The 25,503-nt window shown below is 72.6% G+C and carries 20 protein-coding genes; 9 read left to right on the forward strand and 11 right to left on the reverse strand.

Features of this window, described 5'->3' with window-relative positions:
• Window positions 1-101 precede the first annotated feature (101 nt).
• Window positions 102-2,726, reverse strand: a complete 2,625-nt coding sequence (locus IEY98_RS20250; protein ID WP_189212141.1) for a valine--tRNA ligase — start codon at window positions 2,724-2,726, stop codon at window positions 102-104.
• A 70-nt stretch (window positions 2,727-2,796) separates the two neighbouring features.
• On the opposite strand from IEY98_RS20250, the gene valS reads away from it, so the two are divergent.
• Together valS and IEY98_RS20260 are read left to right on the forward strand one after the other, a co-directional pair.
• A complete protein-coding gene (valS, locus tag IEY98_RS20255; protein ID WP_189212142.1) occupies window positions 2,797-5,259 on the forward strand; it encodes a valine--tRNA ligase in 2,463 nt (820 codons plus the stop codon).
• Between the two features lie 222 nt (window positions 5,260-5,481).
• Window positions 5,482-6,447: a hypothetical protein gene (locus IEY98_RS20260; RefSeq protein WP_189212143.1), complete on the forward strand. Its 966-nt coding sequence runs from the start codon at window positions 5,482-5,484 to the stop codon at window positions 6,445-6,447.
• On the opposite strand, the gene IEY98_RS20265 is transcribed toward IEY98_RS20260, so the two are convergent.
• Entirely contained in the window at window positions 6,396-7,652 is a 1,257-nt protein-coding gene (locus IEY98_RS20265; RefSeq protein ID WP_189212144.1) for a cysteine peptidase family C39 domain-containing protein, read from the reverse strand. The two genes, IEY98_RS20260 and IEY98_RS20265, sit on opposite strands and share 52 nt — an antisense overlap.
• On the reverse strand, window positions 7,649-7,786 hold the full coding sequence (locus tag IEY98_RS20270) for a hypothetical protein (protein ID WP_189212145.1): 138 nt from the start codon (window positions 7,784-7,786) through the stop codon (window positions 7,649-7,651). The genes IEY98_RS20265 and IEY98_RS20270 overlap by 4 nt, the downstream gene beginning before the upstream one ends.
• A 46-nt stretch (window positions 7,787-7,832) precedes the next feature.
• On the opposite strand from IEY98_RS20270, the gene IEY98_RS20275 reads away from it, so the two are divergent.
• Window positions 7,833-10,124: an FdhF/YdeP family oxidoreductase gene (locus tag IEY98_RS20275; protein ID WP_189212146.1), complete on the forward strand. Its 2,292-nt coding sequence runs from the start codon at window positions 7,833-7,835 to the stop codon at window positions 10,122-10,124.
• A 112-nt stretch (window positions 10,125-10,236) separates the two neighbouring features.
• On the forward strand, window positions 10,237-10,485 hold the full coding sequence (locus IEY98_RS20280) for a mycoredoxin (protein ID WP_189212147.1): 249 nt from the start codon (window positions 10,237-10,239) through the stop codon (window positions 10,483-10,485).
• A gap of 35 nt (window positions 10,486-10,520) precedes the next feature.
• On the opposite strand, the gene IEY98_RS20285 is transcribed toward IEY98_RS20280, so the two are convergent.
• From IEY98_RS20285 to IEY98_RS20295, 3 genes are read right to left on the reverse strand one after another with little or no spacing between them, the layout of a single operon-like run.
• Window positions 10,521-10,787, reverse strand: a complete 267-nt coding sequence (locus IEY98_RS20285; protein ID WP_189212148.1) for an SCO4225 family membrane protein — start codon at window positions 10,785-10,787, stop codon at window positions 10,521-10,523.
• Entirely contained in the window at window positions 10,784-12,301 is a 1,518-nt protein-coding gene (locus IEY98_RS20290; protein ID WP_189212149.1) for a phytoene desaturase family protein, read from the reverse strand. The genes IEY98_RS20285 and IEY98_RS20290 overlap by 4 nt, the downstream gene beginning before the upstream one ends.
• A gap of 16 nt (window positions 12,302-12,317) precedes the next feature.
• Complete coding sequence (locus IEY98_RS20295; protein ID WP_189212150.1) at window positions 12,318-13,094, reverse strand: SDR family NAD(P)-dependent oxidoreductase; 777 nt, start codon at window positions 13,092-13,094, stop codon at window positions 12,318-12,320.
• A 118-nt stretch (window positions 13,095-13,212) separates the two neighbouring features.
• Here IEY98_RS20295 and IEY98_RS20300 point away from each other — a divergent pair, with 118 nt between their 5' ends.
• From IEY98_RS20300 to IEY98_RS20320, 5 genes are all read left to right on the forward strand, one after another.
• Window positions 13,213-14,535: an alpha-lytic protease prodomain-containing protein gene (locus IEY98_RS20300; protein WP_189212151.1), complete on the forward strand. Its 1,323-nt coding sequence runs from the start codon at window positions 13,213-13,215 to the stop codon at window positions 14,533-14,535.
• A gap of 168 nt (window positions 14,536-14,703) precedes the next feature.
• Window positions 14,704-16,029 (forward strand): alpha-lytic protease prodomain-containing protein, encoded by a 1,326-nt coding sequence (locus tag IEY98_RS20305; protein WP_189212152.1) that lies wholly within the window; start codon window positions 14,704-14,706, stop codon window positions 16,027-16,029.
• 56 nt (window positions 16,030-16,085) lie between these two features.
• Window positions 16,086-16,907: a formate dehydrogenase accessory sulfurtransferase FdhD gene (gene fdhD, locus IEY98_RS20310; protein ID WP_189212153.1), complete on the forward strand. Its 822-nt coding sequence runs from the start codon at window positions 16,086-16,088 to the stop codon at window positions 16,905-16,907.
• Window positions 16,904-18,064 (forward strand): CaiB/BaiF CoA transferase family protein, encoded by a 1,161-nt coding sequence (locus IEY98_RS20315; RefSeq protein ID WP_189212154.1) that lies wholly within the window; start codon window positions 16,904-16,906, stop codon window positions 18,062-18,064. The genes fdhD and IEY98_RS20315 overlap by 4 nt, the downstream gene beginning before the upstream one ends.
• A 1,092-nt stretch (window positions 18,065-19,156) precedes the next feature.
• Window positions 19,157-19,804 carry an alpha/beta hydrolase gene (locus tag IEY98_RS20320; protein WP_229787196.1) on the forward strand — a complete coding sequence of 216 codons (648 nt, stop codon included), beginning with the start codon at window positions 19,157-19,159 and terminating at the stop codon, window positions 19,802-19,804.
• Between the two features lie 345 nt (window positions 19,805-20,149).
• Here the strand turns inward: IEY98_RS20320 and clpX are convergent, their stop codons facing one another.
• The 5 genes from clpX to IEY98_RS20345 all read right to left on the reverse strand — a co-directional run bounded on the left by clpX (window position 20,150) and on the right by IEY98_RS20345 (window position 25,498).
• A complete protein-coding gene (gene clpX / locus IEY98_RS20325) occupies window positions 20,150-21,445 on the reverse strand; it encodes an ATP-dependent Clp protease ATP-binding subunit ClpX (protein WP_189212155.1) in 1,296 nt (431 codons plus the stop codon).
• 241 nt (window positions 21,446-21,686) lie between these two features.
• Entirely contained in the window at window positions 21,687-22,304 is a 618-nt protein-coding gene (locus IEY98_RS20330; protein WP_189212156.1) for an ATP-dependent Clp protease proteolytic subunit, read from the reverse strand.
• Window positions 22,305-22,326: 22 nt separating this feature from the next.
• Window positions 22,327-22,929, reverse strand: coding sequence for an ATP-dependent Clp protease proteolytic subunit (locus IEY98_RS20335; RefSeq protein ID WP_189212157.1), 603 nt, complete (start codon window positions 22,927-22,929; stop codon window positions 22,327-22,329).
• A gap of 142 nt (window positions 22,930-23,071) precedes the next feature.
• Window positions 23,072-24,415, reverse strand: coding sequence for a trigger factor (gene tig / locus IEY98_RS20340; RefSeq protein ID WP_189212158.1), 1,344 nt, complete (start codon window positions 24,413-24,415; stop codon window positions 23,072-23,074).
• A gap of 72 nt (window positions 24,416-24,487) precedes the next feature.
• Entirely contained in the window at window positions 24,488-25,498 is a 1,011-nt protein-coding gene (locus IEY98_RS20345) for an LLM class flavin-dependent oxidoreductase (RefSeq protein WP_189212159.1), read from the reverse strand.
• Window positions 25,499-25,503 lie beyond the last annotated feature (5 nt).

Below are 25,503 nucleotides of genomic sequence, written 5' to 3' on the forward strand. Positions count from 1 at the left end.
GTCCCGCCGGGCACCGAGCGGTGGCGCGGTGGCTTGTCCGGATCAGTCCGGCCTGGCTTCGATCCGGACCGGCTGACCCAACGCCGGTCCGGATCGAGGGGCTAACCCGCGGGCAGCGCCGCCAACCGGGCCTTGATGCGCTCGATGTCGGCTGCTGCCGTGTCGCGGCGGGTGCGGACCTTGGCGACGACGTCGTCCGGGGCCTTGTCGGTGAACTTGGGGTTGCCGAGCTTGGCCTCGCACTGGGCGAGTTCCTTCTCGGCGGCCGTCAGGTCCTTCGTGAGGCGCTTGCGCTCCGCGCCGACGTCCACGGTGCCGGAGAGGTCCAGTTCGACCACGACCGTCCCGCCGGGCAGGGCGACCTCCAGGGACGCGCTCGCGGCGAACTCCGCGGCGGGCGACTGCAGGCGGGCCAGGGCCGCGATCGCCGCGGCGTGGTCGGACAGGTCCGCGTCGTCCACTCCGGACAGTCGGGCGGTCACCCGCTGGCCGGGCTTGACGCCCTGGTCCGCGCGGAACCGGCGGATCTCGGTCACCAGCTTCTGCACGCCCTCGATCCGCGTCCGCGCCGACGAGTCCGCCGACGACCCCGACGCCGACGGCCAGGTGGCGATCACGACCGACTCCCCGCCCGTCACCGCCTTCCACAGGACCTCGGTGATGAACGGGATCACCGGGTGCAGCAGGCGCAGCAGCACATCCAGCACGTGGCCCAGCACGGCCCGGGTGGCGTCGGCGCGCGCGCCGCCCGCGGCGATCTGGACCTTGGCCAGCTCCAGGTACCAGTCGCAGAACTCGTCCCACGTGTAGTGGTACAGCGCGTCGCAGAGCTTGGCGAACTGGAAGCCGTCGAACAGCTCATCCACTTCGGACACGAGGGCGTCGAGGCCGTCGAGGATCCAGCGGTCGGCGTCGGTCAGCTCGGCGCGGTCGGGCACGGGCGTCGCCGTGGTGGCGCCGTTCATCAACGCGAAGCGGGTGGCGTTCCACAGCTTGGTGTTGAAGTTGCGGGAACCCGCCGCCCACTCCTCGGCCAGGGCCATGTCGCTGCCGGGGTTGGCGCCGCGGGCCAGGGTGAAGCGGCAGGCGTCGGCGCCGTAGCGGTCCAGCCAGTCCAGCGGGTCGATGACGTTGCCGCGCGACTTCGACATCTTCTTGCCCTGCGCGTCCCGGATGAGGCCGTGCAGGTACACGTGGTCGAACGGTTGGACGCCGTCCATCGCGTACAGCCCGAACATCATCATCCGGGCGACCCAGAAGAACAGGATGTCGTAGCCGGTGGACAGCACCGAGGTCGGGTAGAACCGGCCGAGGTCGGCGGTCTTCTCCGGCCAGCCCAGGGTGGAGAACGGCCACAGCGCCGAGGAGAACCAGGTGTCGAGGACGTCCGGGTCCTGCGTCCAGCCCGCGGGCGGCTGCTCGTCCGGGCCGACGCAGACCGTCTCGCCGTCCGGGCCGTACCAGACCGGGATGCGGTGGCCCCACCACAGCTGGCGGCTGATGGTCCAGTCGTGCATGTTGTCGACCCAGTCGAAGTAGCGCTTGGCCAGCTCCGGCGGGTGGACCTTGGTGCGGCCGTCGCGCACGGCGTCGCCAGCGGCGCGGGCCAGCGGCTCGACCTTGACCCACCACTGCAGCGACAGCCGGGGCTCGACGACGGTGTCGCAGCGCGAGCAGTGGCCCACGGCGTGCACGTACGGCCGCTTCTCCGCCACGATCCGGCCCTCGGCGCGCAGCGCGGCGACGACGGCGGGCCGGGCCTCGAAGCGGTCCAGGCCCTCGAACGGGCCGTGCGCGGTGATCACGCCGGTCTCGTCCATGACCGTGATCGCGGGCAGGTCGTGCCTGCGGCCGATCTCGAAGTCGTTGGGGTCGTGCGCCGGGGTGACCTTGACCGCGCCGGTGCCGAACTCGGGGTCGACGTGGGCGTCGGCGACGATCGGGATGCGGCGGCCGGTCAGCGGCAGCTCGACCTCGGTGCCGATCAGGTGCCGGTAGCGCTCGTCGTCGGGGTGCACGGCGACCGCGGTGTCGCCCAGCATCGTCTCCGCGCGGGTGGTGGCCACGACGATGGAGTCCGCGCCCGATCCGTACCGGATGGACACCAGCTCGCCGTCGTCGTCGGAGTGCTCGACCTCGATGTCCGACAGCGCGGTGCGGCAGCGCGGGCACCAGTTGATGATCCGCTCGGCCCGGTAGATCAGGCCGTCGTCGTAGAGCTTCTTGAAGATCGTCTGGACGGCCCGGGAGAGGCCGTCGTCCATCGTGAACCGCTCGCGCGTCCAGTCGATGCCGTCGCCGAGGCGCCGCATCTGGTCGAGGATCCTGCCGCCGTACTCGGCCTTCCACTCCCAGACCCGGGCGATGAACTTCTCCCGGCCGAGGTCGTGCCGGGACAGCCCCTCGGAGGCGAGCTGGCGCTCCACGACGTTCTGCGTGGCGATGCCCGCGTGGTCCATCCCGGGCAGCCACAGCGCCTCGTGCCCCTGCATCCGGCGACGCCGGGTGAGCGCGTCCATCACCGTGTGGTTGAGGGCGTGTCCCATGTGCAGGCTGCCGGTGACGTTCGGCGGCGGCAGCACGATGCAGAAGGGCGGCTTGTCGCTGTCCGGGTCGGCGGTGAAGTACCCGGCGTCTACCCAGCCCTGGTACAGCTCCGCCTCTACCGCGGCGGGCTCCCAGGCCTGCGGAAGGTCGGTGGTCTGCTGAGCGGGGGTCTCGGTCACGGTCGATGAGTCTACGAAGGCCCAGGAAAACCGGTGGAGGCGGGCACGGCCGGACGACTACCGTCTGTGCATGGAGCGACCTTCCCTCGACGGACTCGACCGGATCTGGGCGCGACGCTGGGCCGAGTCCGGCGTCTACCGCTTCCGCGGCGACGGACCCCGCGAGTCGGTCTTCTCCATCGACACCCCGCCGCCGACGGTGAGCGGCAGGCTGCACGTGGGGCACGTGTTCTCCTACACGCACACCGATGTGGTCGCCCGCTTCCAGCGGATGCGCGGCATGGACGTGTTCTACCCGATGGGATGGGACGACAACGGCCTGCCGACCGAGCGGCGCGTGCAGCTGCACTACGGCGTGCGGTGCGACCCGTCGCTGCCGTACGAGCCGGGCCTGGAGCCGGTGAAGGGGAAGCGGACCCGCCCGGTGTCCCGGCGCAACTTCGTGGAGCTGTGCGAGCGCCTGACCGGGGAGGACGAGAAGGCCTACGAGGCGCTGTGGCGGCGGCTCGGCCTGTCGGTGGACTGGTCCCGCACGTACACCACGATCGGCGCGAAGGCCCGCGAGCTGTCGCAGGCGTCGTTCCTGCGGCTGCTCAAGGCCGGTCATGCCTACCAGGCCGAGGCCCCGACGCTGTGGGACACCACCTTCGGCACCGCCGTGGCGCAGGCCGAGCTGGTCGACCGGGACACGCCCGGCGCGTGGCACACCCTCCACTTCGACACCGCCGACGGCCCGGCCGCGGTGGAGACGACCCGCCCCGAGCTGCTGCCCGCCTGCGTGGCCCTGATCGCCCATCCCGACGACGACCGGCACCGGGCGCTGATCGGGACCACCGCCCGCACCCCGCTGTTCGGCGCGGAGGTGCCCGTGCTCGCCCACCCGGCCGCCGATCCCGGGCGCGGCAGCGGCCTGGTGATGTGCTGCACCTTCGGCGACCTGACCGACGTCACCTGGTGGCGTGAACTCGGCCTGCCCGCGCACACCGTGGTCGGCCGCGACGGGCGGCTGCGCCCCGATCCCCCGCCCGGCGTGGCGCCGGGGCCGTACGCCGAGCTGGCCGGGCTGACCGTGGGCAAGGCGCGTGAGCGGGTCGTGGAGCTGCTGGGCCTGGAGCCCCGGCCGGTGACGCGCCCGGTGAAGCACTACGAGAAGGGCGACCGCCCGCTGGAGATCGTGTCCAGCAGGCAGTGGTTCATCCGGTCGACCGAGCACCGGGAGACGCTGCTGGCCCGCGGCCGGGAGCTGCGCTGGCAGCCGGAGTCCATGCGGGTCCGCTACGAGAACTGGGTGTCGGGCCTGGCGGGCGACTGGCTGATCAGCAGGCAGCGCTTCTTCGGCGTGCCGTTCCCGCTGTGGTACCCGCTCGACGACGCGGGCGAGCCCGACTACGAGCACCCGCTGACCCCCGAGGCGCTCCCGTGCGACCCGGCGAGCGAGACGCCGCCCGGCTACCGCGACGACCAGCGCGACGTGCCCGGCGGGTTCACCGCGGACCCGGACGTGATGGACACCTGGGCGACCTCGTCGCTCTCGCCGCTGCTGGTGTGCGGGTACGGCACGGACCTGTTCGCCAAGACCTATCCCATGGACCTGCGCCCCCAGGCGCACGAGATCATCCGCACCTGGCTGTTCAGCACGATCCTGCGGGCCGAGCTGGAGACCGGCGCGCTGCCCTGGCGCACGGCGGCCATCTCCGGCTGGGTGCTCGACCCGCAGCGGCAGAAGATGGGCAAGAGCTCCGGCAACGGGCTCGGCCCCGACGAGCTGCTGGACCGCTACGGGGCCGACGCCGTGCGCTACTGGGCGGCGGGCGGGCGCCCGGGCACGGACACCGCCGTGGACGAGGGGCGGATGCGCGTGGGCCGCAGGCTCGCCACGAAGCTGCTCAACGCCAGCCGGTTCGTGCTCGGCTTCCCCGCCGCGGACGGGCCGGTCACCGAGCCGCTGGACACGGCGATGCTCGGCGCGCTCGATGAGGTGGTGGCCGAGGCGACCGCCGCCCTGGCCGACTACCGCCACACCGACGCGCTGGAGCGCGTCGAGCGGTTCTTCTGGACCTGGTGCGACGACTACCTGGAGCTGGTGAAGGACCGCGCGTACGGGGACCTGCCGGGGGCGGAGTCGGCGCGGGCGGCGCTGCGGTCCGCGCTGGACGTGCTGCAACGGCTGTTCGCGCCGTTCCTGCCGTTCGCCGCGGAGGAGACGTGGTCGTGGTGGCGGTCCGGCTCCGTGCACACCGCGGCCTGGCCGACCCCCGGCGGGCGGCGCGACTCCGGGGCGCTGGCGGCCGCGGGCGCGGTGCTCGCGGAGGTGCGCGGGGCGAAGACGCGGGCGAAGGTGTCGATGCGCGCGCCCGTGGCCCGGCTCGCCGTGACCGGTCCGGCCGACTTCATCGCCGCGCTCTCGCCCGCGGTCGCCGACCTGCGCGCCGCGGCCGGATCCGCCGAGGTCACGCTGCGGGAAGGGCCTGCCACCCTGGTGGACGTGGCGCTACCGCCGGACGGGGGACGCGGCGGCCCCACCGTCGACTGAGGCCGAACGGCCCAGCGGGATAGGGCCGCGCGGTCGTCGCCGATCTCGACAAGCGGGCCCGGGTGACCGTTGGTCCGGGCAAGCCTGCCGCTCGTCGCACGATCGGCGGTGTCCCCCGGATGATCTGTTAACACCGAGGTCGGCAGCATCGATGTCGTGGACACCAGAGCAGGAACGACATCGAGCGGGCGGTGAAGACCGCCCGGCGCCCTTGGGGGGCTCGTGGACCATCGGGACTACGGCGACCACGCCGCGCTGCAGGACGCCGAGTGGCGCAGCCGCGTGCGGGAGGCCGCACGGGCCGACGTCCGCGCGATGGTGCGCGCCACCCGCCGCCGCAGGGCCGAGCGGTGGCTGGTCACCGCGACCGTGCTCGTGGCCATCGTGGCGGTGCTCATGCTGCTGGTCGGCGTCGGCATGTTCGACAGCGAGCGGCCCGGGGCCGAGCGCCCGTCCACCGGGCCCAGCGGCGCCGTCGCGCAGACCCTCGACCCGACGGCCCCGTTCGCCGGGACCCCGGCGGCGGCGTGGACCGACGGGGCCGACGGGGTCACCGTGCCCGATGCGATGCAGGTGGGCGAGTTCTCCGCCGAGGAGGTGGCCGAGGCGACCGCCCTGGTCCGCCGCGCCATCATCGCCAGCCGCATCGACCGCGCCATGCTCGTCGGCCACGACCCCAGCGGCTACCTCACCCTGCTGGCCGAGGACGCCCGCAAGCAGCTCGCCCCGCTGTTCGGCACCGGGCAGGAGCCGCAGGCGCAGGCGCTGGTCAGCCTGATCGCCCCGGACACCCCGCTGCTCGCCGTCGCCCCCAAGGTCACCGGCGCCATGACCGTCTCCGCGGGCGGCACCGGCGAGCTGGTGATCCACACGAACTACCTGTTCGCCTACGCCTTCGAGTCCGACGAGCCGACGGCCGACCCGATGGACGCGATCGTCCTGGTGCGGGCCGAGGTGGACTACATCATGCGCAAGGGCCCGCGGTGGAGCGAGGGCAGCAAGGGCCTCTGGTACGGCCACGTCGGCGGGTTCGGCTACTCGATCGCCTGCGACTGGTACAAGAAGGGCTTCCTCGCCCCCGCCTTCCGCGACACGTCGGTCACCCGGCTGCCCGGCGCGCGCCAGGACCGCGGCTCCTACTTCGACCCGTCGGCCGACATCCCGGCCGAGAGCGGCTGCCCGGCCTGATCGTCGGGCAGCACCACGGCCTGCAGGTGCGGGAAGCCGAGCGCGCCGCGCAGGTCGCCGTCGAGGAAGGCCCGGTCGGGGACGACGACCGTGCGCCCGGCCGACGGCTCGAACACCAGGACGGAGCCGTCGTGGTGGCCGACGACCAGCACGTAGTGCCGGGGCACGACCGCGCCCACCAGCACCGGCACCGGGTCGCCAGCGTCGACGGCGGCGAGCACGTCCCGCAGGGCGCGGGACACGTCGCGGGCGTCGGTGTCGTCCACGGCGCGCCAGCGGTGGCGCACGCCGAGGTGGCGGGTCAGCCAGCGGGCCATGCCGTGCGGTGAGGTGCCCGCGAACCGCGGGTACCAGCGGTTCGTCTCGGCGTGGACGGCGGCGCGGGCCGCCCGGAACGCGGTGGCGAACTCGGCCGAGGTGAGGGCCAGGGCGTAGCGCGGGTCCCACTCGGCGCGGGCGACGATCAGGCAGGTCGTCCCGCACGTCGTCGGCTCGTGCTGGCGGACCGCGGCGCCCAGCCGCGACTGCGTCCCGGGCGCGTGCCGGTCGACCAGGGTCAGCCGCTCGGCCAGCCAGTCCGCCGGACGGCCCCGGATGGCCTCGGCGAACTCCGCCAGGCCCGCATCGCCCGCGGCCATGGCCTTGACCAGCCACGCGCGTTCGAGATCGGACGCGGCGCGGTCGAGCAGCGCCCTGGCCTCGGCGGACCCGGCCAGGCGCTCCCCTGCCAAGCGCAAGTGCCGCAGGCCGAGCACGCCGGAGTCGTACCCGCGGGCGGCCGCCGATGCCAGCTCGGCGGCCTCCGCCACCGGCAGCCCGGCCTCGACCCCCACCGCGATCCGCGCCCGCCCCGCCAGGTCCCCGCACCGCCGCGCGAACAGATCGGCCGCCCCGGAGGCGGCGGTGTGGGCCTGGACGCACCCCCTGACCAGCCGACCGACCGCGCCGACCCGGAGGAGCGGGGGAACGGCGCGGAACGCCGCCCGCAGCCCCGCGTGCTCGGCCTGGGCGGCGGCGAGCACGGCCGCGTACTCCTCCAGCCCCGCGGCCGCCCGCCGGAACACCGCCCCGCCGAGCTCGTCGGCCCGCCGGTACGCCTGCGCCATGGCCACGATGCGCGCGGGATCACCCGCGGGCGCGGACCGCACCTCGCCCACGACCCCACGCAACCGCCGGAACCACCGCAGCGCCGTGACCTGCGTCAACGCTCCTCCAGCTCAGCGCGCGCCGCCAGTTCGACAGCCCAGAGGCGCTGCATTCGCTCATACGCCTCGGCGGCCGGTCCCAGCGCGCTGCCGTCGGCGGTCGCGGCCGCCCACTCCTCCAGCGCGTCCGACATGGGGTCCCTCCTCGCATCCGGGCCTGCGGTGGCGCAGGATGGGGCAATGGCACGCGAGGCTCCCCACACCGATGTCACCGAGGACGAGCTGGCCACCGGCGAGCCCAAGACCTTCGCCGCGGGCATCCCCGGCGTGGCGGCCACGCTCAGGCACAGCATGGCGCAGATGGGGGTCGCGCGCACGGCGCGGACGCTGCGGGTGATCAACCAGCGGGACGGGTTCGACTGCCCGGGGTGCGCGTGGCCGGAAGGGCGGGGCGAGCACCGCAAGGCCGTCGAGTTCTGCGAGAACGGCGCCAAGGCCGTCGCCGAGGAGGCGACGCTGCGCCGGGTCGGGCGCGAGTTCTTCGCCAGCCATTCCGTCGCCGAGCTGGCCGAGCGCACCGACTACTGGCTCGGGCAGCAGGGCAGGCTCACCGAGCCGATGGTGCTCAGGGGCACGCACTACGAGCCGATCGGGTGGGACGCGGCGTTCGCGCTCATCGCCGAGCACCTGCGCGCTCTGTCCACTCCGGACGAGGCCGTCTTCTACACCTCCGGCCGCACCAGCAACGAGGCCGCGTTCCTCTACCAGCTGCTCGTGCGCTCCTACGGCACGAACAACCTGCCCGACTGCAGCAACATGTGCCACGAGTCCTCCGGGGCCGCGCTCGCCCAGACCACCGGCATCGGCAAGGGCTCGGTGACGCTGGCCGACCTCGAACAGGCCGACCTGATCGTGGTCGTCGGGCAGAACCCGGGCACCAACCACCCGCGCATGCTCTCCGCGCTGGAGGCGGCCAAGGGCAACGGCGCGAAGATCGTGGCGGTGAACCCGCTGCCGGAGGCCGGGCTGCTGCGGTTCAAGAACCCGCAGAACGTCCGCGGCGTCGTCGGCCGGGGCACGCCGCTGGCCGACCAGTTCCTGCAGATCCGCCTCGCGGGCGACCAGGCGCTGTTCCAGGCCGTCGGCAACCTGCTGCTGCGCTGGGAGGACGCGCGCCCCGGCACGGTCGTCGACCGGGCGTTCGTCGAGCGCAGCACCGTCGACTTCGACCGCTACGCCGAGCACGTGCGCGCGCTCGACTGGGAGGCGGTCTTCGCCGCCACCGGGCTCACCCACGGCGAGATCGAGAAGTTCGCCCGCACGGTCGCCGACTCCAAGCGCATGATCGTGTGCTGGGCGATGGGCCTGACCCAGCACCGGCACGCCGTGGCGACCATCCGTGAGATCGCCAACGTCGTGCTGGTCCGCGGCATGATCGGCAAGCCGGGCGCGGGCCTGTGCCCGGTGCGCGGGCACTCCAACGTGCAGGGCGACCGGACCATGGGCATCTGGGAGAAGATGCCCGAGGCGTTCCTGTCCGCGCTGGAGTCGGAGTTCGGCGTGCCCGTGCCCCGCAAGCACGGCTACGACACCGTCGAGGCCATCCGGGCGATGCGGGACGGCAAGGCCAAGGTGTTCATGGCCGTCGGCGGCAACTTCGCCGCCGCCACCCCCGACACCGAGGTCACCGAGGCGGCCCTGCGCCAGTGCGAACTGACCGTGCAGGTGTCGACGAAGCTGAACCGCTCGCACGTCGTTCCCGGCCGCACCGCGCTGATCCTGCCGACCCTGGGCCGCACGGAGCGCGACAAGCAGGCCAGCGGCGAGCAGTTCGTCACCGTCGAGGACTCGATGTCGGTGGTCCACCGCTCCCGCGGCAGGCTCGACCCCGCGAGCCCCCACCTGCGCTCGGAGGTGGCCATCATCTGCGGGCTCGCGCAGGCCCTGTTCGGTCCCGACCACCCGGTGCCGTGGGCGCGGTTCGTCGAGGACTACGACCGCGTCCGCGACCACATCGCCAACGTCGTGCCCGGCTGCGCGGACTACAACACCCGAGTCCGGACCCCCGACGGCTTCGTCCTGCCGCACGCGCCCCGCGACGCCCGCGAGTTCCGCGGGACCGAGAGCGGCAAGGCGCTGTTCACGGCGAACGAGCTGACCGTGCTGGAGGTGCCGCCCGGCAGGCTGCTGCTGCAGACCCTCCGCAGCCACGACCAGTACAACACCACGATCTACGGCATGGACGACCGCTACCGCGGCGTCAAGGACGGCAGGCGCGTCGTGTTCGTCAACCCCGACGACCTCGCCGCCCTGTCGATCGACGACGGCGCACTGGTCGACCTGGTCAGCGAGTACGCCGACCGCGAGCGCCGGGCCGAGCGGTTCCGGGTGGTGGCGTACCCGACCGCCCGCGGCTGCGCCGCCACGTACTTCCCCGAGGCCAACAACCTGGTCCCGCTGGACTCGACCGCCGAGGTCTCGAACACGCCGACGTCGAAGTCCCTGGTCGTCCGCCTGGAGCCGCGCCCGTAGCGGCCGGGTCTCTCGTCCCGTGCGCTGTGACCGGCAGCGCACGCCGCCCGGGCATCTTCGCGCCCTGGTATGCGTTGATAGCGATACCAAGACCCCACTGGAGGAGCCCTCGATGACCGCGCCCACCACGCTGACCATGTACTCGACCACCTGGTGCGGCTACTGCCGCAGGCTCAAGACGCTGCTGGAGCGCGAGGGCATCGAGTACGTCGAGGTCGACATCGAGCGCGACCCGTCGGCGGCCGACTTCGTGATGAGCGTGAACGGCGGCAACCAGACCGTTCCCACGCTGCACTTCCCCAACGGCAAGGCGCTCACCAACCCGAGCCTGGCCGACGTCAAGGCCGCGCTCGCCGCGTGACCCGGACGGCAGGCGCCGCGCCCCGGCGCCTGCCGCTATCTCCTGCCGAACGCGCGGATCACCGCGTACAGCAGCCCGGCCTGCACCAGCGCGACCACGACGAGCAGCAGGAACTCCCCGACCACGCCGATGTCCGGCAGCGCGCCCACGACCAGCGACCCGGGCAGGGCCGCGGCGATCGCCCACACCGCCGCCAGCGACGCGTCGGGCCCGCTGTGCGTGGCGTGGATGATGGCCACGACCGCCACGACCACGCACACCACCACGAAGTAGCCGAGGGCGATCCGGGCCGCGACGCTCATCCGGCCAACACCGCCATCGCGGCGTTGTGGCCGCCGATGCCGCTCACCCCGCCGCCGCGCCGCGCCCCGCTGCCGCAGACGAGCAGGTTCGCCGTGTCGGTCTCCACGCCCCATTCCGCGCCGTCGCCCCAGTCCTCGCCGTAGGGCCAGGAGAGGTCGCCGTGGAAGATGTTGCCGCCGGGCATGGCCAGGTCGGCCTCGATGTCCAGCGGCGTGCGGGCCTCGACGCAGGGCGCGCCGTCGGCGTCGCGGGCCACGCAGTCCAGCAGCGGCTCGGCCAGGTGCCGGTCGAAGCCCTCGGCGAAGCGGTCGACCAGTTCCCCGCACACCCCGCGGTTGTCCTCGGTGAACAGCGCCGTCGGCAGGTGCAGGCCGAACAGGGTCAGCGTGTGCCGATCGCCGTCCACAATGGATGGATCGGTCAGCGTGTGGCAGTACGTCTCCCCCGGCGGCCGCCGGGGCAGCGCGCCCGCGGCCGCCGTCCAGAACGCGCTTTCCAGCTCCTCCAACGACTCGTCCAGGTGGAACGTGCCCGCGAACGCCACCCGGGGGTCAGCGCCGGAGCGCAGCCGGGGCAGCCGGTCGAGCAGGACGTTGACCTTGAGCTGCGCGCCGACCGGCGCGGCGGACTCGCGGCCGCGCAGCCGGTCGAGCACCGCGGGCGCGACGTTGGCCAGCACGTGCCCGGCCCCGACGACGTGCTCGGCGTCCCCGTGCCGGTACTCGACCTCGGCGCGCACGCCGTCCGCGTCCACCCGCACCACTTCGGCGTCGGTCAGCACCTCCGCGCCCGCCTCGCGCGCGGCGCGCAGCAGCTCGGCGGTCACCGCGCCCATGCCGCCGACCGGGACCCGCCACTCGCCGGTGCCGTTTCCGATCACGTGGTACAGGAAACACCGGTTGGCGGCCAGACCGCCATCGAACAATGACGTGAATGTGCCGATGAGCCCGTCGGTGGCGACCACGCCGCGCACGAGGTCGTCGGTGAAGGCCTCGGTGACGATGTCGCCGAGGGGCTGCTCGAAGAACCGCGACCAGGTCCGGTCGCCGACCCGGTCGCGCAGCCGCGCCCGGGAGGGCAGCGGGCCCAGCAGCGTGGGGGCAAGCGCTTTCGCCAGCCCGTCGACCTCGGCGTAGAAGTCACACCACCGGGTGTACTCCGCGTGGGAGCCGGTCAGCTCGTGGAACGACGCCTCGGTGGCGGGACCGGGCTCGCGCTCGACCAACAGCCCGCCGAAACGGCCGTCGCGCTCGTAGGGGGTGTAGGACGCCACTGGGCGGGACCGCAGGTCCAGGCGCAGGCCGAGGTCGGCGACGATCCGGTCGGGCAGCAGGCTGACCAGGTAGGAGTACCGCGACAGCCGGACCCCGGGGAAGGGGCTCGCGCTGACCGCGGCCCCGCCGGGATGCGGGAGCCGTTCGAGCACCAGCACCGACCGCCCGGCCCTGGCGAGGTACGCGGCGGCCACCAGGCCGTTGTGGCCGCCGCCGACCACGATCACGTCATAGCGCACAAATCAGACCCTAGTGCTATGTCCGCAGGTACGACGCCCCGTTGAGGTCCAGGATCGCGCCCGATGCCCACATAGCCTCGCGCGATGCCAGGTAGACCACCGCGGCGGCGACCTCGCTGGGCTGGGCGACCCGCTCGAACGGGCTCTGCGCGGCGATCGCCAGCCCGGCCTCGCCGCGCAGCCGGTGCTCCACCCGGTCGGTGCGCACGAAACCGGGCGCGACCGTCGTCACCGCGATCCGGTGCGGGGCCAGCGCGACCGCCAGCGACTGGCCCATCGCGTGCAGCGCCGCCTTGCTCGCGCCGTAGGCCGGGTGGTCGGGCTCGCCGCGGAACGCGCCGCGCGAGCCGACGTTGACGATCCGCCCGCCCGCGCCCTGCTCGATCATCCTGGCCGCGACCCGGTGCGTCAGGTTCGCCGCGCCGAAGACGTTGACCTCGAAGGTCTCCCGCCACGCGCTCTGCCAGTCCGCAAAGGACACCGACGGCGGGTGCGGCCCGCCCTGGAAGGCGGCGTTGTTGACCAGCACGTCGACACCGCCGAGGGCGGCGACCGTCTCCTCGACGATGACGTCGGGGTCGGCCAGGTCCGCGCCGACGAGCGCGTGGCCGTCACCGGGCAGTTCGTCGTAGACCATTCGTGCTTTGTCGAGGGCGGTGTTGTAGTGCACGGCGACCCGGTCGCCGAGCCCGGCGAAGGCGTGCGCGATGGCCGCGCCGATGCCGCCGGACGCGCCGGTGACCAGGACGCGGCGGCGGGGAACGACGCCGCCGGGAGCGGGGGTGTTGTCCATGCATAGCACCTTGCCATGATCGGCGGTATGACCTGATTGGTATGTACCAATATGGGGGATCCGCCTCCTACCGTCAGAGCCGATTCCACCCTGCACGCCCTCGAGGAGAGAGCGGATAATGAATCGTAAGATCATCGCCGCCGCTACGGCGGCCATCACGGCGGCGGGGCTGGCCACAGCCATCGCCCTGACGCCGACAGCGACCGCGGGGCAGACCGCCCCCACGGTCGAGGACACCCAGTCCGCGATCCTGGCCGCCATGTCCCGCGACCTGAGGATCAGCCCGGAGCAGGCCAAGCGCAGGCTCGCCACCGAGGAGGCGGCGGCCACCACCGACGCCACCCTCAAGACCCTGCTGGGCTCGGGCTACGCGGGCTCGTGGATGGACGCGACCGGCTCGACCCTGACCGTCGCGGTCACCGACGGCAAGCACGCCGAGAAGGTGCGCGCCCTCGGCGCTGTCCCCAAGACCGTCGCCCGCAGCGCCGCCCAGCTCGACGCGGCCAAGGCCAAGCTGGACGCCAAGGCGACCAGCGCGCCGAAGACCGTTCCCGGCTGGTACGTCGACGTCACCACCAACGAGGTCGTCGTGCTCAGCCACAAGGGCGGCGAGGCCGCCGCCAAGGCGTGGGCGGCCAAGGCGGGCCTCAGCGCGGCCCGGATCAGGACCAGCGCCGAGAACCCGCGTCCGTTCATCGACGTCATCGGCGGCAACAGCTACAGCTTCGGCGGCAGCCGCTGCTCGGTCGGCTTCTCCGTCCAGGGCGGCTTCGTCACCGCGGGCCACTGCGGCGGCACCGGCACCCGCACGTCCAACCCCAGCGGCGTGGTCGCGGGCTCCAGCTTCCCGGGCAACGACTACGGCTGGGTCCGCGTCGACGCGGGCAACACCCCGCGTCCGCTGGTCAACCGCTACCCCGGCACCGTCCCGGTGGCCGGTTCGCAGGAGGCCCCGGTCGGCGCGGCGGTCTGCCGTTCCGGTGCGACCACGGGCTGGCGCTGCGGCACCATCCAGCAGAAGAACGCCACGGTGAACTACCCGCAGGGCTCGGTGTCCGGCCTGACCCGCACCAGCGCGTGCGCGCAGCCCGGCGACTCCGGCGGTTCGTGGCTGGCGGGCGACCAGGCCCAGGGCGTCACCTCCGGCGGTTCGGGCAACTGCACCTCCGGCGGCACGTTCTACTTCCAGCCGCTGCTGGAGATCCTTTCCGTCTACAACCTGCGGTTGCTGACCTCGGGTGACAACAACCCGCCGACGACCACCACGACGACGACCAGCGGCGACAACAACCCGCCCGGCGGGACCTGGGCGCCGTACACCAGCTACTCGATCGGGTCGCAGGTGACCTACGGCGGCGCTTCGTACCGGGCCCTGCAGGCCCACACCTCGCTGCCCGGCTGGGAGCCGCCGAACGTCCCGGCGCTCTGGCAGCGCGTCTAGCCGCCCATCCGGTCCGGACACCGCGCAGGGGTGCCCGGGCCCCGCAGCCCCCGACGAGACGCAGGCGTCGGGGGCTGCGGCCTTGCTATGCCCTATTGGTATGTACCAATCCGGCCGAATGCCCGCTTACCGTCGTTGCCACCTCACCCTGCAACGAGGAGAGCGGACATGAACCGCAGATTGATCGCCGCCGTGACAACGGCGGTAACGGCATCGGGGCTCGTCACCGCGATCGCCCTCGGCTCCAGCGCGAACGCGGCGGACACGACCGACCCGGCGATGGTGACCGCCATGGCGCGCGACCTGGGCATCACCGAGGAGCAAGCCGTGGACCGGATGGCCGCGGAGAAGGTCGCCGGACAGACCGACATCACCCTCAAGTCGCGCCTGGGCTCGGCCTACGCCGGATCCTGGTTGGACAGCACCGGGCACACGCTCACCGTCGCGGTCACCGACGCCGCGCTCGCCGACGCGGTCCGGGCGCACGGCGCGGTCCCCGCCACCGTCCGGCACAGCGCGTCCACTTTGGAGTCGGCGAAGACCAAGCTCGACGTCGCCGCCGCGAAGGCGCCCGCCAAGGTGCCCGGCTGGTACGTCGACGTGAAGGCCAACCGGGTCGTCGTGCTCGCCAACCCCGGCGGCGAGGCCGCGGCTAAGGCGTGGGCGGCCAAGGCGGGCCTGGGCAGCTCGATCCTGGCCTTCGAGACCAGCACCGAGGACCCGAAGCCGATGATCGACGTCATCGGCGGCAACGCGTACTACTTCGGCCAGGGCCGCTGCTCGGTCGGCTTCTCCGTCGAGGGCGGATTCGTCACCGCGGGCCACTGCGGCCGGACGGGCACCCGCACCACCAGCCCGAACGGGTCGGTGCAGGGCTCCAGCTTCCCGGGCAACGACTACGCCTGGGTGCGCGTCGACGCGGGCAACACCCCGCGCGCGCTGGTCAACCGCTACCCCGGCACCGTCCCGGTCGCCGGTTCCCAGGAGGCCCCGGTCGGCGCGTCCGTCTGCCGCTCCGGCTCCACCACCGGCTGGCGCTGCGGCACCATCCAGCAGAAGAACGCCTCCGTCACCTACCCCGAGGGCACCATCTACGGTCTGACCCGCACGAACGCCTGCGCCGAGCCCGGCGACTCCGGCGGCTCGTGGCTGACCGGCGACCAGGCCCAGGGCGTCACCTCCGGCGGCTCCGGCAACTGCCAGACCGGCGGCACGATCTACTTCCAGCCCCTCACCGAGATCCTGCAGGTCTACAACCTGCGCCTGGTGACGACGGGCAACAACCCGCCCACCACGACCACCACCCGCCCGACCAGCCCGCCGACCAGCACCACCACGACCGTCCCGCCGGGCGGCACGTGGGCGCCGTACACCTACTACGGCAGCGGCGCGCAGGTCACCTACGGCGGCGCGTCCTACCGGGTCATCCAGCCGCACACGTCGATGCCCGGCTGGGAGCCGCCCAACACGCCCGCCCTCTGGGAGCAGATCTAGCGCTCCCCGCCGCCGCCCCCGGTCCGCCGGGGGCGGCGGTCCGTAGGCTGGACGGCATGGGACGGGTGACGGTGCGCAGGCCGGTGCTGCGCGTGGACGCGTCCGGGCGCACCCGCGTGCCGGACGCGCTGGCCGCCGAGGAGCCGCTGGAGCTGCGCGTGGGCGGCAGGCCGCTGGCGGTCACGATGCGCACGCCGGGGCAGGACGTCGAGCTCGCGCACGGGTTCCTGCTCACCGAGGGCGTCGTGGCCGACCGGGGCGACGTCGCGCTGGCCCGCTACTGCGACGGCGTCGACGACGAGGGTCGCAACACCTACAACGTCCTGGACATCGCCCTGGCTCCGGGCGTCGCGCCGCCGGACCCGGGGGTCGAGCGCAACTTCTACACGACGTCGTCCTGCGGGGTGTGCGGGAAGGCCGCGCTCGACGCGGTGCGGCTGCGCACCCGCCACTCCCCCGCCGACGACCCGGCCGCCGTGCCCGTGTCCGTCCTGACGGGCCTGCCGGACGCGCTGCGGGCGGGCCAGAAGGTGTTCGCCGCGACCGGCGGCCTGCACGCCGCGGGCCTGTTCACCGCGACCGGCGAGGCGTTGGCCGTGCGGGAGGACGTGGGCAGGCACAACGCCGTCGACAAGGTGCTCGGCTGGGCGCTGCTGCGCGACCTGGTGCCGCTGGCGGGGACGGTGCTGATGGTGTCCGGGCGCGCGTCGTTCGAGCTGGTCCAGAAGGCGGCGATGGCGGGCGTCCCGGTGCTGGCGGCGGTGTCGGCGCCGTCGTCGCTGGCGGTGGAGTTGGCCGAGGAGCAGGGGATCACGCTCATCGGCTTCCTGCGCGGCTCGTCGATGAACGTCTACACGCGACCGGAGCGGGTAGCGTGAGGCCGCTGGACGGGGTGCTGGTGGTGAGCCTCGAACAGGCCGTCGCCGTGCCGTACGCGACCCGGCTGCTGGCCGACCTCGGCGCGCGGGTGATCAAAGTGGAGCGTCCCGACGGCGGCGACTTCGCCCGCCACTACGACCCCGCGTGCGGCGAGGTGTCGAGCTACTTCGCGTGGACGAACGTGGGCAAGGAGTCGCTGGCGCTGGACCTCAAGGACCCGGCGGGCAAGGCGGTGATCGCCGACCTGGTGGCGCGCGCGGACGTGGTGACGTGCAACCTGTCCCCGGGCGCGGCCCGCAGGCTGGGGCTGGACGCGGAGACGTTGCGCGCGCGGCACCCGGGGCTCGTGGTGGCGGAGCTGTCGTCGTATGGGGAGGGTGGTCCCTACCGCGACCGCAAGGCGTTCGACGCCCTGATCCAGTCGGAGACGGGCCTCATCGCGGCGACCGGCACGGGCCCGGAGACGGCGCGGGCGGGGATCTCGGTGGCCGACATCGCCGCCGGGGTGCAACTGCACGCGGCGATCCTGGCTGCCCTGCTCAGACGCGGCCGCACCGGCGAGGGCGCCACGCTGCGGCTGACCCTGATGGAGGCCTTGGCGGAGTGGATGCACCAGCCGGTCCTGTACGCGCTGGGCATGGGGCGGTCCCCCGTGCGGGCGGGCGCGCACCATCCCACCATCGCCCCGTACGGCCCTTTCCCGTGCCGCGACGGGTCGGTCCATCTGGCGGTCCAGAACGACGGCCAGTGGCGCCGGTTGTGCGCGGTGGTAGGCCGTCCGGACCTTGCCGACCACCCGACGTACCGCACGGTCGCCGACCGGGTGGCGCACCGGGAGTCCCTGCACGCCGAACTCCAACCGTACTTCGACACGGTGTCCGCGGACGCCCTGCTGGAGGCGCTGGACGCCGCCGATGTCCCGGCTGCCCGCACCCGCGACGTCGCCGACCTGCCTGAGCACCCCCAACTCCAGGCCCGCGCCCGCTGGACGACCATCCCGGTCCCCGGCGGCGAGGTCCCCATGCTCCGCCCTCCGGTCGACGCCGACGCCTGGGACTGGACCCCCCAGCCCGTCCCCGCCCCCGGCGCCCACACCGACGCGATCCTCGCCTGGCTAGGCCACTCCCCCCACTCCCCCACCCAAACCCCCGCCTAGCCCCCACCCCTGCCCCTCCCTGGGCCCCGCCGCAGATGGCGAGATCATATGATCGCGGCATCTGAATGATGCGACCATCTGAACCCGCGCTCAGATGCCCACATCATCCCACTGCGGCCTGGCCAGATCTGCCCAAATGCCGTGACCATCTGAAACAACCACCACGCAACCCCGATGCGTCTGACATGGACACCCAGGCAAAGCACACAAGCCTGAGGTACACCGGAAACAGACACACATGTCGGGGAGGCCCCATGAGCCAGCAGCTTGATGGACAGCCCCACACCCCACGACCCCACCAAGCCCCCACCGCCCCGTCCCCGACCCAGGGCGGCGGACGTGGATGACCAGGGGCTCCCCCAGCGAGCCCTACCCCCACCCCCGCCCACCACGGCCGAGCCTCACCACGCACACCCTCCGACCACGCCCACCACAGCCCAACCCCACCACACACACCCACCGACCACGCCCACCACGACCCAACCCCACCCCGCGCAGCCGGCCACCACGTCCATCACGACCGAACCCCACTACGCGCATCCACCGGCCACGCCCACCACAGCCCAACCCCACCCCACGCACCCTCCGACCACGCCCACCACGACCGAACGCCACCCCGCGCAGCCGGCCACCACGTCCATCACGACCGAACCCCACTACGCGCATCCACCGGCCACGCCCACCACAGCCCAACCCCACCACACACACCCACCGACCACGCCCACCACAGCCGAATGCCACCGCACGCATCCGTCGATTGCGTCCATTGGCCAGCCGCGCGGGCTGCCCGTCGTCTCGGGAGGTCCGTCCCTGCAACAGGCTGACTGGCCCGCCCCGCCGAGCAGCCGGGCTGCGCAGCGGAACAGCGAGCCGGGATCAGGCGTGAGCCCTTCCCCACGGTGGCCATCCCACGGGCTCAGTCGTCGGGCTGCTCTGCTCGGTGGGGTTGCGGTGGCCGTGGGAGGTATTGCCGGGGTGGCCACAGGAGTGATGCCCTTGGCGCGGACCGTGGGGGCGGCGGGGCAGCGGGTGCCGGAGCCGATCGTGCGGCGGGAGTGGGTCTACTCGGCGGCGCGGGGGCGGGTGGTGGGGATGGTGACTGTGTTGCCGACGGAGTTGTTGGTCCAGGATCTGCCGGTTTGTCTGTTTCTCCACGGGCGGGGCGGGACCGCCGCGACGGCGTTTCCGGGGCGGTTGGCTCGGTGGCTTGTTCGGCAGGTGGCGTATGACAAGGCGCCGCCCTTTGCCTTCGTCGCGGTGGATGGGGGTGATGGGTACTGGCACGAGATGGGCGGGGACGATCCGATGGGGATGCTGCTCAGGGAGGTGCCCGGGTGGCTGGCGGAGCGCAGGCTGGGGCGGGTGTTCGCGGTCGCGGGCATCTCGATGGGCGGGTTCGGGGCGCTGCTCTACGCGCGGCGGCGGGCTGAGGCGGGAGCCCCGGTGCGAGCGGCCGCGGCCATCTCGCCCGCCCTCATCACCACCTGGGACGAGATGCGCAAGCGCGGCGCCTTCCGCAGCGAGGAGGAGTGGCTCGCGCTGGACCCGAGGCACAACGTGCCCCGAGACACCCCGATCGCGGTGTGGTGCGGCGCCCAGGACCCGTTCGCGCGGGGGACGCGGGAGTTCATCGAGCGGGCGGACCCCGAGGTGGGCTACCTCGGCCCCGGCGGCCACGACGGCCGCTTCTACGACCGAGTCGTCCCCGACCTGGTCACCTTCCTGGCCGCTCACCGCTAACACCGCCGGACAGCGCACCCACGATCCACGCCAGCCACACTCCGCGAAGGCCGGCCAGCGGACCACCGCCCACCTCGGCCAGCGCGCCGTGTTGGGCCAGCGGTGACCGCCCAGGCCACGCTGCGCACTCCGTGAAGGTCGATCAGTGACACACCCGCGGTTCGCCGTTAGGGCTAACGCACCACCATGTGGCGCGCAGCCGTGACGTTGAGCACACGCCAGCAGGGGACACGCGGATGAGGAGCCAACTCGCCGTGAAGGCGGCTAACGGCACCCCCGAGACCGGCCCACGGCGCACCAGGGCGGGTTGCCGCCGCAAAGTGCGCCGATAGGGCCTGGCGTCGGCTAGGCCGACTTCTCTCGGCGCTCGCGGCGGGTGGGAGCGCGGGAGACGATGGTGGGGTTCACGTTCTCCCGGACCGTCTGCTCGGTGATGACGACCTTCGCCACGTCGGTGCGGGAGGGGATGTCGTACATCACCGACTGGAGGACCTCCTCCATGATGGCGCGCAGGCCGCGCGCGCCGGTGCCGCGGAGGATGGCCTGGTCGGCGACGGCCTCCATGGCGGTGTCGGTGAACTCCAGTTCGACGCCGTCCATCTCGAACAGCTTCTTGTACTGCTTGACCAGCGCGTTGCGCGGCTCGGTCAGGATGCGGACCAGGGAGGTCTTGTCCAGGTTCGTCACGCTGGCCACGACCGGCAGCCGCCCGATGAACTCCGGGATGAGCCCGAACTTGATCAGGTCCTCCGGCATGGTCTCGGCGAAGATCTCCGCGGCGTCGGTCTCGACCTTCGAGCGGATCTCGGCGCCGAAGCCCAGGCCGCGCTTGCCCACCCGGTCCTGGATGATCTTCTCGAGCCCGGCGAACGCGCCCGCCACGATGAACAGCACGTTCGTCGTGTCGATCTGGATGAACTCCTGGTGCGGGTGCTTGCGCCCGCCCTGCGGCGGCACCGACGCCGTCGTGCCCTCGAGGATCTTCAGCAGGGCCTGCTGCACGCCCTCGCCGGACACGTCGCGGGTGATCGACGGGTTCTCGCTCTTGCGGGCGATCTTGTCGACCTCGTCGATGTAGATGATGCCGGTCTCGGCGCGCTTGACGTCGTAATCGGCGGCCTGGATCAGCTTGAGGAGGATGTTCTCCACGTCCTCGCCGACGTACCCGGCCTCGGTCAGCGCCGTGGCGTCGGCGATGGCGAAGGGCACGTTGAGCAGCTTGGCCAGCGTCTGGGCCAGGTAGGTCTTGCCGCAGCCCGTGGGGCCGAGCATGAGGATGTTGGACTTGGCGAGTTCGACGGTCTCCTCGCCACGGCCCTCGCGGCCCTCGGGCCGGGCCCGCTCACCGGCCTGGATGCGCTTGTAGTGGTTGTAGACCGCGACGGCCAGGGAGCGCTTGGCGTCGTTCTGCCCGATGACGTACTGGTCGAGGAACTCGTGGATCTCCAGCGGCTTGGGCAGCTCGTCGAGCTTGACGTCGCCCGCCTCGGCCAGCTCCTCCTCGATGATCTCGTTGCAGAGATCGATGCATTCATCGCAGATGTAGACGCCTGGCCCGGCGATGAGCTTCTTCACCTGCTTCTGACTCTTCCCGCAGAAAGAGCATTTGAGCAGGTCTCCGCCATCACCGATACGTGCCATGGTCGCTGACCTCTGTCCCCTCCGGTGCGCCGGAGCGCACCTGGCTGTCCGACCGTCCGCACCGCCCCGGTGGCACCCGGCCGGTCGCGTCCGTTGCCTTCGACGGTACCTGTCTACCCCCGAGTTGCGGGAGAACCCGCACCCCGACGCGGCCGAATTGTCCTGACCCCACACGATAGGCCCTCCACGCCGGGCGTGTCGGTCGCTTTCGTGCGGTATGGCCGCGCCGGGTGCCGGTGGTCTACCGGGCCGAGAGCTTGCGGTACGGCAGCACCTCGTCGATGATGCCGTACTCCACCGCCTCGGCGGCGGTGAGGATCTTGTCGCGCTCGATGTCGTTGCGGATCTGCTCCTCGCCGCGGCCGGTGTGCCTGGCCAGGATGGTCTCCATCTGGCGGCGCACCCGCTGGATCTCGGCAGCCTGGATCTCCAGGTCGGAGACCTGGCCGTAGGTGCCCTCGGTGGCGGGCTGGTGGATCAGCACGCGCGCGTTGGGCAGGGCCATGCGCTTGCCCGGGGTGCCCGCGGAGAGCAGCACCGCGGCGGCGGAGGCCGCCTGGCCGAGGCAGAACGTCTGGATGTCGGGCCGGACGTACTGCATCGTGTCGTAGATGGCCATCAACGAGGTGAACGAGCCACCCGGGGAGTTGATGTACATCGTGATGTCGCGGTCGGGGTCGGCCGACTCCAGGTAGATCAGCTGCGCCATCACGTCGTTGGCGGAGGCGTCGTCGATCTGGACGCCGACGAAGATGATGCGCTCCTCGAACAGCTTGTTGTACGGGTTCGACTCCTTGACCCCGTAGCTGGTCCGCTCCACGAACGAGGGGAGCACGTAGCGGGACTGAAGGTTGCTCACGGCTGAGGCTCCTGTTCCTCGGTCAGCTGGCCTGGCGCCCGACACGGGACACCACGTGGTCGATGAAGCCGTACTCCTTGGCCTCCTCGGCGGTGAACCAGCGGTCGCGGTCGGCGTCGGCGGTCACCTTCTCCACGGTCTGCCCGGTCTGCTCGGCGGTGATGACGGCCATCTCGTGCTTCCACTTGGCGTAGACCTCGGCGCGGATGGCGATGTCCGAGGCCGTGCCGCCGATGCCCGCCGACGGCTGGTGCATCATCACGCGGGTGTGCGGCAGCGCGTAGCGCTTGCCGGGCGTGCCGGAGGCCAGCAGGAACTGCCCCATGGACGCGGCGAGGCCGAGGCCCCACGTGGCCACGTCCGGCTCGATGAGCTGCATCGTGTCGTAGATGGCCATGCCCGCGGTGACCGAGCCGCCGGGGGAGTTGATGTAGAAGGTGATGTCCTTCTCGGGGTCCTCGGCGGCCAGCAGCAGCAGCTGCGCGGTGATCCGGTTGGCGATGTCGTCATCGACCTCGGAGCCGAGGAAGACGATGCGCTCGCGGAGCAGCCGCTCGTAGACCGAGTCGTTGAGGTTGAGCCCCGCGGTCGCCGACCGCAGGTGGGGCGTGGGGTGCTGCGTCACGTCTGCCTGCCTTCTCCCAAGTCTTGAAGTCGATCCAGAGATCTCTCGCTCGACATTAACGAAGGCGGGCGGCGTCGACTGCCCGACACCGCCCACTTTCGCTCACAGCGTTAGAACCCGAGTGCGTCGAAGACGCTCCCAGTCACTCGGCCGCTGCCTCATCCGCCTGCTTGCCGAAAAGCTCCGACAGGTCGACGTCCGTGCCGTCCTCGGTGGTCACCTTGGCCTCGCGGACGACGGCGGCCAGCGCCTTGCCCCGGCGCACGTCGGCGAAGATGGCGCCGAGCTGGCCGGACTGCTGCGCGCGCTGGACGTACTCGTCCGGGCTCACGCCGAAGCGCTGGGCCTGGTAGATGATCCGCTCGGTCAGCTCCGCGTCGTTGACCTGGACCTGCTCGGACTCGGCGATCGCGTCGAGCACCAGCTGGGTCTTGACCGACTTCTCCGCGTCGCCGCGCAGCTCGGTGTCGAACTCCTCGCGGCTGCGGCCCTGGGACTCCAGGAACTCGGTCAGCTTGGCGTCGTCGTGGTCGAAGGAGTGCACGGCGTCGTGGTGGCGGTTCTCCACCTCGGCCTGCACGACCTTCTCCGGCAGCGGCACGTCGACCGACTCGAGCAGGGCCTCCAGGACCTTGTCGCGTGCCTGCACGCCCTGCTGCATCTTCTTGACCCGGCCGAGCCGCTCGCGCAGGTCGGCGCGCAGCTCGTCGATGGTGTCGAACTCGCTGGCGAGCTGGGCGAACTCGTCGTCGGGCTCGGGCAGCTCGCGCACCTTGACCGTCTGCACGGTCACGGTGACCTCGGCGTCCTTGCCCGCGTGCTCGCCCGCGACCAGCTTCGTGGTGAAGGTCGCCGACTCGCCTGCCGACAGGCCGACGAGCGCGTCGTCGATGCCCTCGATGAGCTGGCCGGAGCCGACCTCGTAGCTCAGGCCGGAGGTCTTGGCGTCATCGACCTCGACGCCGTCGACGGTGGCCGCGAGGTCGATGGAGACGAAGTCGCCGGTCTCGACCGGGCGGTCAGCGCCGGTCAGCGTGCCGAAGCGAGCGCGCAGCTCGTCGAGCTGCTCGTCGACCTCGGCGTCGGTGACCTCGACGTCGTCGACGGTCACCGCGAAGCCGTCGTAGGCCGGGACGGTGATCTCGGGGCGCACGTCCACCTCGGCGGTGAACTCCAGGCTGGCGCCGTCCTCGAGCTTGGTCAGCTCGATGTCGGGCTGGCCGAGGGCCTTGATCTGGCCCGCGGTCAGCGCCTCCATGTACTTGGCCGGGATGGCCTCGTTGACGACCTCGTCCAGGATCGGCGCGCGGCCGACCCGCGACTCGATGACCCGCGCCGGGGCCTTGCCCGGGCGGAAGCCGGGGATGCGGATCTGGCCCGCGAGCTTGCGGTACGCGCGGTCGAAGTTCGGCTTGAGCTCGTCGAACGGCACCTCGACGTTGATGCGTACCCGCGTCGGGCTCAGCTGCTCGACGGTGCTCTTCAACGTGGTCTCCTTGGTACTGACTGGGGGTACTGCCCCGCGACGCAGCGGGCCGCCGGGGATCGACGTCCGAGTCTAGGCGAGCTTGCCCAGGTCGGACGCGGCGGGTGGCAGGACGCCGGAGCGGCGCAACACGCCGAGGGCGGCGACGGTGCGCTGGGTGTGCCCGGGGTCGCCGGTCGCCTCGACCATGGCGATGACCCGGCCGATGCCGGACCGGGACAGTCGGGCGGCGCAGTAGTCCAGGTCGCCCACGGGATGCAGGTCGCAGAGCAGCCGGGCGTAGGCGTACGGGTCGCGGGAGGGCCCGCGGCCCCCGTCGACCGGGACGTGGGCCGCCAGGCCCGCGCACAGCCAGCCCGGGGCGGTGTCCATGACCTGCGCCACAGCCTCGGCCCGGCTGTCGGCGACGTGCGCGACGACGGCGGAGACGTGCGGGGCGTCGGCGGGCCCGCCCGCGGCCCGGTAGTGGGCGACCATGGCGAGCTTGTCGTCGTCGTCGACGTGCATGCCGAGCAGCAGCGGCAGGCCGCGGGCGGCGGCCAGGGCGACGGTGTCCTTGGACGTGGCGGCCACCGCGACCGGCGGGCGCGGCAGGCTCGCCGGGGCGGGCACGACCGGCACCTCGCGGAACGGGAACCGGGCGCTGCCCGTGACGGTCGGGCCGGTCAGCGCCCGCAGCAGCAGGTCGAGGGCGTCGGGGAAGCCGCTGCGGTAGCGCTCCAGGCCGGTGCCGAAGACCTCCAGGTCGACCCACGGGCCGCCGCGGCCGACGCCGAGGTGGAAGCGGCCGCCGGAGACGTTGTCCAGCAGCAGCGCGCGCTCGGCGAGGGCGACGGGGTGGGTGGTGCTGAGCACGCTGACCGCGGTGCCGACGGCGATGCGGCGGGTGCGGCCCAGCGCGTAGGCGGCGAAGGCGGCAGCGTCCGGGCACACGCCGTAGGGCATGAAGTGGTGCTCGGCGATCCACGCCTCGTCCAACCCCGCCCGCTCGGCGGCGTCGAGGGCAGCGCAGGCCCGGTCCAGGGCGTCGCGGTCGGTCTGTCCGGGGAAGCGGGGGGCGAGCAGGAAGGCTCCGAGGGGCACAAGGG

This window comes from Actinokineospora fastidiosa (genome assembly GCF_014648415.1).
GTDB classification, from domain to species: domain Bacteria; phylum Actinomycetota; class Actinomycetes; order Mycobacteriales; family Pseudonocardiaceae; genus Actinokineospora; species Actinokineospora fastidiosa.